Genomic DNA, 8,396 nt, shown 5'->3' on the forward strand with positions numbered 1-8,396 from the left:
GCGCCGGTGGCCAGAAGGCCAAGGGCGGCAGGAGCCACCAGCAGTTGCTGGAAAAGCTTCATTTTGGATTCCTCACACAGGAAGTTGGCGCTACTACGCCAATCCGGATTTTGAGTGCTGGCCACTCGTTATCCAATGCAGCTTGTGCCGGTACTTACATCGACATGTATCAACAGATACTCTCTGGGTCTCCAGCGAATTCACTCTAAATAAACGATGCCCCCGTCCGGCAGGCCGTACGGGGGCTCTCGCCGGGCCCGCTTTTGCCGCGGAACCGGATGATCAGTCAGAAGGCGCCGTTCAGCCGGCGTTCTCCGCGATCAGCAGACCCTGGATCAAACAACTGGAAATCATGGACACCTCCTCCTGAAGGATTGTGAATGCCGGCAACGCCTTCGGAATTGTGAGCACCTCCCGAAAGAAGCACTCACCTCTCCACGCCGCTGCATCCTGAACATCAGGACCATACTCAGTTTTTGATGTGAAGAGGGGCCCCATGCGCTCCGGCTCAGCTCCTGACGCAGCACCCTGGATCGCATTGGTGGCGCTCGGTATAGCCGCTGCCGTGCTGGCCCTGATCAGCCTCGGCGATCTCCCCTTGCGGGACTTCGATGAAGCCACCGTGGCCCGGGTAGCCCTTGAACTTCGCCACGGCCTCGGGGAAGCCCCGTTGCTCCCCACCCTCTGGGACAAGCCCTACCTCAACAAGGCACCTGGTCTGCACAGCCTGATCGCCCTCGTGATCGGCGCCACGACACAGCACAACCAGCTCCCTTCGGAGTGGACCATCCGCCTGGCACCCGCCTTGCTGTCGTGCCTGGTGGTGCCCCTTGGAGGCTGGCTGCAATGGACGCTACGGCCGGGAGATCGCTCCAGCGCCCTCGCCACCAGCGTGATTCTGCTGACGCTGTTACCGGTGGCCCGGCACGGACGTCTTGCCATGCTGGATGGCACCCAGCTGTCGGCTATGGCTCTGCTTTGGCTGGCCCTGCTGCAGCTCGACGGCAGCCGAAACAGTGGGCTCTGGGGGAGCGTCGCCGGCCTGATGGCCAGCGCCATGCTGCTGCTCAAAGCCCCGCTGCTGGTGCCCGCGGCGGCGGCCGCCGGTTTGGCACTGGTCTGGGGACAAGAATGGAGACGCTGGAACAACAGGATGACAGCCCTGATCGGGGTGCTGCTGGGCCTGGCACCCGGGATCGGCTGGCATCTCTGGCATGCCCACATCCGAGGGAGCCAGGCGCTCTGGCTCTGGGGCGGCGATGGCGCCGGGCGGGTTCTATTAGATGCCGGCGAAGGCAGTGATCTGGGCTGGCGGGTCCCGGTGATCGAAGTGTTGGAGGGGGGCTGGCCCTGGCTGCCGCTGCTGCCCTTCGCCCTGGTCTGGGCCTGGCGCTGGCGTCAGAGTCGTTGGGGCCGTTGGTCGCTGGCCTGCCTGCTCACTTTGGCCGGAGCCATTCTTCCGCTGCGCACCCAGCTCCCCTGGTACAGCCATCCGCTCTGGCTGCCCATCGCTCTCCTCTGTGCTCCGCTGCTGGTTTGGCTGGTGGAGTGGCCATTTTCTTCCAAGAGTGCACCCGAGAGCCCAAATCCCCCCTGCCGCTGGCTGCTGTTGCGGCTTCCAATGTTCTGGTGCGGGCTCGGGCTGCTGCTCCTGCTGCTTTGGCTGAGCAGCTTCATCAGCATTGGTAGCAGCCTTGGGCCCTACCGCGGCCTGGCGGGCCTGCTAGGCCTCGGCTGGTGTGGCGGCGGATGGTGGCTGCGCTCTGGCGCACCACAGCGACGACGCCTTGGGGTGATCAGCCTCAGCTGCGGCAATGTGGCAGCACTGGCCCTGCTGTTTCACTCCCCCCTGTGGTTGTGGGAGCTCAACGAAACCTGGCCCGTGCAACCGGTGGCAGCCCTGGCCCGTGCCAACCCTGGAGACAAGATCAAGCTGAAGGGCTACGACGAACGCCCCAGCCTGAACTGGTATGCCGAACAACGCATTCAGCACTTCAAAGGTGGCCCAGGCCGCCGTCTCAGCGACAAGCCGCAGAAGGACTGCATCACCGAAGGCCAGGCGGGGCGATGGACCCTGGCCAACTGTCGGTAACCTGAGCCCGACTGGAGCGCACTGTGTCGTCCACCGCGGAACGTGAAGGAACGACAAGCCACAGCGGCCTGTCCGTCGTGCTGCCCACATTCAATGAAGGTGGTTCCATCCGCCAGGTGATCGAAGCCCTGCTTCAACAGGAGATGGATCATCCGCTCGAAATCCTGATCGTCGATGACGATTCCCGCGATGGCACCCCAGATCTGGTTCGCGCCCTGGCACGCCAGGACACAAGAATCCGGATCATCCAACGCGTTGGACGCTCCGGACTGGCCAGCGCCATCAAGGAAGGCCTGATCGCAGCCCTCTATCCCATCGCCGTAGTGATGGACAGCGATGGACAACACGAACCGACCTCCGTGGGCGAGGCCTTGCAGCTCCTGGATCGAGAGGGACTGGACCTTGTGGCGGGCAGTCGTTTCCTCGACCACTCAGAAATCCGGGGACTCAGTGATCGACGTACCGATGGCTCCACCCTCGCCAACCGTCTGGCCCGTTGGAGCCTGCCCAGGTCCTACCTGCACCTGAGCGATTGCATGAGCGGCTTCATGGTGCTGCGCCTCGAGCACTGCCTGCCGCTGGTGCGTCAAGTGGACGTCAACGGCTTCAAATTCTTTTACGAACTCCTGGCCATCAGTCGTGGCCAGCTGAAGGTGGGAGAAATTCCGCTGCGTTTTCAGCCAAGGCTGCATGGCAGCTCCAAGCTCGATCTCGCCGTCCTCTGGGACTTCGTCGTGTCCCTGATTCACACCGCAACCCTGCGGCTGCTGCCGCGGCGGGCCATCAGCTTCGGGCTTGTAGGCACCTCAGGCGTGGTGGTGCAGCTGCTATCCACAGCACTGTTGATGGGCCTGTTCAACCTGGCGTTTCAGCAGGCGCTTCCTGTGGCGGTGATTACCGCCGCAAGCTCGAACTATCTGGTGAACAATGCCCTCACCTTTCGCGACCGACGCCAGAGCGGACGGCAATTGCTCCGGGGGTTGCTGAAGTTCCTGCTGGTGGCCTCCCTGCCGGCCCTTGCCAATGTTGGCCTGGCTACCAGTTTCTACACCCTGATCCAGGCCCATACGCTCTGGGCCCAACTGGCGGGCATTGTTGTCGTCTACGTCTGGAACTATGCGGCCTCATCCCGATTTGTCTGGAACAGCCCCTAAGCCGACCTGGCTGCCCATCGGCCTGGGAAGCCTGCTGCGGCTGGTGCAGATCTGGATGCCCGTGGTCGGCGTTCACAGCTGGCGCCAGGCCGACACTGCAGCCATGGCAAGGCATTTCAGCCAGGAAGGCAATCCGATCTGGCTGCCTCAGATCGATTGGGGCGGTGCGAGTGCAGGCTTTGTGGAATCGGAATTTCCCCTCTACCCCTTTCTGGTGAGCCGCCTGTACAACCTGATCGGCGTGCAGGAATGGCTGGGTCGCGGGCTGTCGGTGCTCTGCAGCGCACTGACCATCTGGCTGGTGATGCGCCTGGGCCGGCGTTGGTTCACCCCCCAGGTCGGTTGGTGGGCGGGCATGGCCTTCGCCCTCGCACCCTTGGGGGTTTACTACGGAAGGACGTTTCAGGCAGAAGCCTTATTGGTGCTGTGCGCCGCGGGATCACTAGAAGCCCACAGCATCTTTGTTGAACGACGAAAAGCCTGGGCACTGAGCCTGAGCTGGATTTGCTTTACCGGAGCAGCACTCATCAAAGTGATTCCTTTGCTCTGGCTAGGCCTACCTCTACTGCTCGTGCAGCTCACACCTTCGCCTCGCGCGAAGGCGGAATCTCCAGAGCAGATGCTGCGACGGCTCTTACGCTTGACTCTGAATCCCTGGTTCTGGGTGTATGTATCAACGGCCGTGGCGGTTACGTCAGCCTGGTACGTGCATGCCTACCAGCTAGGTGAAGCAAGCGGCTTGACGTTTGGATTCTGGGGAGAGGATAGCGATCGCAGCAACATCGGGTTAGCACTAAATCTCTCAAGCTGGGTGAATCTTGCAATCCGAACTGGTCTACGTGCGCTTGTTGTAACAGGAGTCCCCTTGCTGATGATCGGCACCATGAGGTGCTGGAGATTTGGCGGAGGGCGCATAGCACTTGGAGGAGCCGTCGGGATGCTGATTTGCACCGTTGCGACGATGAGATCAAGCACCGTGCATGAGTATTACCAATTCCCCTTTTTACTATTCAGCTCACCGCTTGTAGGCCTCGGGTGGCAAACCCTGCAGTACGAACAACGACGCTGGACGATTCAAATGTTACTCAGCATCACATTAATCGCCAGCCTTTCAATCCTCTCATTTGACTACTGGGCAGTAGAAATACGACGACTAAGCACCTGGATGCCCCTCGCAGAAAGCATTCGAAAAGAAATCCCAGTCAATGCCAGAGTTGTGTGTGTCACTGATTCAGACCCAACACTGCTAAACCTTGCACGAAGGCAGGGATGGATCATCCCAAGCAGAGAATTAACAATAGATCAACTCAAAAAACTCAAAGACGATGGAGCCAGCTACATAACGGGCAGCCTGAACTGGCGTAACACTTATACGCCAATGCAAGAAGCCGAATCAAATAGGATAAGGGAACTAATTCAGGCACATAATATATCTTTTATAGACAGCAAAGAGGAGACATATTTGATTCCAATAAAAAACTTGATACCTTAGGTAATTTACGCTAACTCGTAAAGTTAATATATTATCTAAAGTAAAAATTTGATATTTTATGACTAGGCAGATCCTGCAAGACCTGACTCTTCGAAGACTCTACTGCGACCAAGCACCCACCATATTCAGCGGACAAGCCCCCCAAAGACCGCAATACATAAGAATTATCCAGATAAAATCTTAGGATTGTTTCATCTTTACTGGGAAGCCCATAAAGATATACACCGGACTTACACTCACTATTAATAGAGCTAGCCAATGCCTTGAGATCCTTGTTAGTACTCCAAATAATACCGCTTGCTGATAATGCAGAAATAGTCAAATATTGCGCCATGAGAAATGCAAAAATCGAGGCAAAAGGAGAAAACTTTCGCCGAGAGAAAAATCTAGAATAAAAAGCATAGAAGCATAAAATAGAAGAAAAAATTATCGCAAAAAATCCAGTATAAAATGCGGCATCAAGTAGAAAGTCACGCTTAAAACAAAGAGCAATTGCACCCAACATATAAAGCACAAACATGACACCAGCAAATCTAGCCTCAAACCTAAATGCGCTTCTTTTAAATATTAAATCCATACGAGCAATATTCAATGCAAGCAGGGGCACAAGAGGCAGCAAATAATGATAATGCCTAGTCCCTACAAAAGACAATACGATTGTATAGATTAATGGAAATAATATTGTCAACGCATTAAGCTCAATTCGCAATCCACATGCTTTATCAGAAAATAATGTTTTGCCGAAAGATTGCATGCGTGGCAAAAGAAAGACAAATGCAGGGAATGTCAATAATACAAGCCTAGTGAAGTAGAATGGAAGACTGGAGAATAAATTCCATTCAGTAACATCAGCTTTTCTCGAAGCAAACGAAACAAGAGAAACCAAGCCAGAGTATCCGTGGTCTTCAAAAACCGATAAGAGATTAAACAATAACGGCATGGAACCTAGGAATAGACCACTTATTGCCCAAATCCAAAATTGGATACTGCGCACATATTGCAGCGCAAGAATTAGTGGAAATAACGATACAAACGGTATTAATGCCACCAAACTTCGCACAAAAAAGGACATTGCGACGCACGCACCAAAGCCAAGTATTTTCCAGCAAAATACTCTACGAGATGCATCTTTAGCAGAGGTTAAAAAATATACTTGCGCCATGATTAGTGCTATCAAAATCATATCAGGACCTGCTGTACGCAACGACTGAAAATAAATTGGCATGGCAATTAATGCCAACGAAGCAACCAAAGAATTCAGCGGCTTAAAGTATCTCAGAGAAGTAAAATAAAAGAGCAATGTTGCTATATATCCTGCTACAATGCTCGGCAATCTAGAAGCCCAGTCGCTAATTCCAAAGATCTTTAGACTTATAGCGATTGCCCAATACGAACCAACTGTTTTGTGGTGTGGCGATGCAAATGGAGAGAGCCAATCACCTGAATCAGATATTAATTTTGCTCGCCTTGCATAAAGGCCTTCGTCATGAGCAATTAAACTCTGCATATCAGCCCACATTAGCGAAATAAAGACGATAAATATCAATAGAGATAGAAGAAAAATATGCACATTTATAGTTTTCTTTTTAAGAAGAGAACACATTAAAAGCTTGATAAGCAACTGCATTGAAAAAGAAGGAGTAGCTCTCAACAAAATTCACAGTATCGATACAGGGTATTGCACATCACTCACTCAAGACATTGATAGCCCGTCCAACTTTATAAATATAGTACCTTTCTGGCTTGTTATACGAACGAAGAAAACTTTTGACAAACTCAATCGATATATCATCGGAGATCTTTAAATCACCTCGCCCAAAATCATGCTTTAAATTTGAACTATTGCTTAGAATTACAAGCAACGAATTGATATTTGGATGTAAATCCATGTATTCATGAATATAATCCAATGAGTTCTCTCTACTTAATGATGAATTCCGATCAATCCACTCAGTAAAGGTGCCTAATCGATTGATTTCAGGATAATAAATTGATTTCCCAAGATAACCCGAGACAGAAGCAAGCTCTACATCCCTGGAACCAAACAAAGGCCAGTCTGCATACTCTGAATTTCTTATAAAAGCAGCAACTTCTTTGCTCGCAGAATATGGATAAACAATATCGAGGGAAACTCTATGAATCCCTGCAAAAAAATGAATAGCTAGAATAAAAGACAAAAATAGCGAAAATCGAGATCTAGATTCGATTAAGTTGGACTCCTTAACATTAGCCACCAAACTACTGCAAGATGCCGAAAGATCTGATCTATAAAGCCAAACCGAAGACATTACAATTATAAAATAAATACCGAAATGCCTTGAGCCCGCTCCACTATATACAGCAGCATTAAAGCAAAGCAAGCAAAATGTAGACGAACAATAGAACAATAGAGCTTTTCGTGAACGCCATATATACAAGATAGTAGCGATGATTAATACGACAGATACAGCAGCAGACACTGATAAATCAAGCCACCGGGAGGAGTCAGGTACAATTAAAATATTACCGCCCAAGTATCTGCCAAACGCGACTAAAATTGACTTCAAGCTTACTTCAATGGACGCACTATCAATACTTCGGGAGGTCTGAAAAAGGCTATTTAATGACAACCACGAAGCGATAAATAAAAGAATCGCAGATGCAAGGCAACTCAAAGAATCTACAGAAGAAAACTCCCACTCACCTTTGCGCAATCTTTTATATAAAAAGTCATCAGCTATTGCAATAAAAAATCCAATTGCAATACTCCAAGCGAGAGCATGAGTATTTAGCAGCAAAGCTATAAGAAATGATATACAAACTAGGCTATAATTTCTCTTGCTTACATAAATAACACCAATGAAGGACAAAAGCTGTATTACAACATAGTGCCTAGAGACAAGGCAATACTCCCAAAATGGGAAATAGCCAAATGTGAATAATAACTTCTGAAACTTTGAAAAAGGAGCTCGTCTTAAAAATATAAGTACACAAATCGCGGCAAATGACCATTGCATTAGCTGCATAGACAGTGGATTTTCATATATCAGCGAAGAAATAAATGTTAATAATGGGTAAACTATAGGGTGCCCAGATGGAGCATTATTATTCCACAGCTCAAAAACATTTGAGCTTCCTACTGCTACTAACCAACCCTGCATCTCATCACGCCAAAGCACATGTGAAGAGACGCCAACTAGTGTAGTCACCATATAAAGTATAAATACTAATTTAAGCGAGATTTTTGAGTTTAAATCGCGTATAGACATCAACTTTTTAAATAGGTAAGGCATGTAAAGCGTAAGCACAGATGGTACAAAAAGATAATTTGTAACCAAATTTAATTACCTTTTGAATTCAAAAATATCGACCACCAGGCGAAGTATTGATTACAATTTACGATTCCAGAGCGAGGTGCGGGCAATACTTAAGTCTGATCTAGAGAATATTTTTACCAAGCGACGGCAAGTCAATGCAAACAGATTTGCCATTTTGTGTCGTCCAGAAACCATCAAAAAGAGCAGCCTAAATTTCAAAATAAATGCAAATAATTTATAAAAGTTTTAGCAAATTATTGTATACAGACCTTCATTCAGAAGGATGTTCTTGGTGTAGAAGGTCTCGAATTCGGGATCTTCTGCAGCGCGGATTTCCTGGGACACGAAGTCATAGGCGCGCA

Annotated in this window: 6 protein-coding genes and 1 pseudogene; 3 read left to right on the top strand and 4 right to left on the bottom strand. The window is 50.2% G+C overall.

The window, feature by feature from the left end:
• Positions 1-300: 300 nt before the first annotated feature.
• Positions 301-498 (bottom strand): hypothetical protein, encoded by a 198-nt coding sequence (locus DXY02_RS12815; protein ID WP_114988023.1) that lies wholly within the window; start codon positions 496-498, stop codon positions 301-303.
• Between DXY02_RS12815 and DXY02_RS03280 the strand changes: the two genes are divergently transcribed.
• From DXY02_RS03280 to DXY02_RS03290, 3 genes are read left to right on the top strand one after another with little or no spacing between them, the layout of a single operon-like run.
• Positions 497-2,092, top strand: coding sequence for a glycosyltransferase family 39 protein (locus DXY02_RS03280; RefSeq protein ID WP_114988024.1), 1,596 nt, complete (start codon positions 497-499; stop codon positions 2,090-2,092). The two genes, DXY02_RS12815 and DXY02_RS03280, sit on opposite strands and share 2 nt — an antisense overlap.
• Before the next feature lie 23 nt (positions 2,093-2,115).
• Positions 2,116-3,246: a glycosyltransferase family 2 protein gene (locus tag DXY02_RS03285; RefSeq protein WP_114988025.1), complete on the top strand. Its 1,131-nt coding sequence runs from the start codon at positions 2,116-2,118 to the stop codon at positions 3,244-3,246.
• Positions 3,209-4,738, top strand: coding sequence for a glycosyltransferase family 39 protein (locus DXY02_RS03290; RefSeq protein ID WP_244276132.1), 1,530 nt, complete (start codon positions 3,209-3,211; stop codon positions 4,736-4,738). Before DXY02_RS03285 ends, DXY02_RS03290 begins: the two co-directional genes overlap by 38 nt.
• A gap of 31 nt (positions 4,739-4,769) precedes the next feature.
• Here the strand turns inward: DXY02_RS03290 and DXY02_RS03295 are convergent, their stop codons facing one another.
• The 3 genes and pseudogenes from DXY02_RS03295 to DXY02_RS13175 form a co-directional block, all read right to left on the bottom strand.
• Positions 4,770-6,365, bottom strand: a complete 1,596-nt coding sequence (locus DXY02_RS03295; RefSeq protein ID WP_114988026.1) for a glycosyltransferase family 39 protein — start codon at positions 6,363-6,365, stop codon at positions 4,770-4,772.
• Positions 6,366-6,423: 58 nt separating this feature from the next.
• Complete coding sequence (locus tag DXY02_RS12100) at positions 6,424-8,010, bottom strand: hypothetical protein (RefSeq protein ID WP_206749623.1); 1,587 nt, start codon at positions 8,008-8,010, stop codon at positions 6,424-6,426.
• Between the two features lie 288 nt (positions 8,011-8,298).
• Positions 8,299-8,396, bottom strand: a pseudogene (locus DXY02_RS13175) (photosystem II protein D2); the annotation flags it as partial.

The organism is Synechococcus sp. N19 (assembly GCF_900474045.1).
In the GTDB taxonomy this organism is placed as follows: Bacteria; Cyanobacteriota; Cyanobacteriia; order PCC-6307; family Cyanobiaceae; genus Parasynechococcus.

Excerpts from the sequence above, each read along its gene's own strand:
- DXY02_RS12815 (WP_114988023.1), bottom strand. The coding sequence starts at position 498 with ATGGGGCCCCTCTTCACATCAAAAACTGAGTATGGTCCTGATGTTCAG.
- DXY02_RS12100 (WP_206749623.1), bottom strand. The coding sequence starts at position 8,010 with ATGCCTTACCTATTTAAAAAGTTGATGTCTATACGCGATTTAAACTCA.
- DXY02_RS03290 (WP_244276132.1), top strand. The coding sequence starts at position 3,209 with ATGCGGCCTCATCCCGATTTGTCTGGAACAGCCCCTAAGCCGACCTGG.
- DXY02_RS03280 (WP_114988024.1), top strand. The coding sequence starts at position 497 with ATGCGCTCCGGCTCAGCTCCTGACGCAGCACCCTGGATCGCATTGGTG.
- DXY02_RS03295 (WP_114988026.1), bottom strand. The coding sequence starts at position 6,365 with ATGCAGTTGCTTATCAAGCTTTTAATGTGTTCTCTTCTTAAAAAGAAA.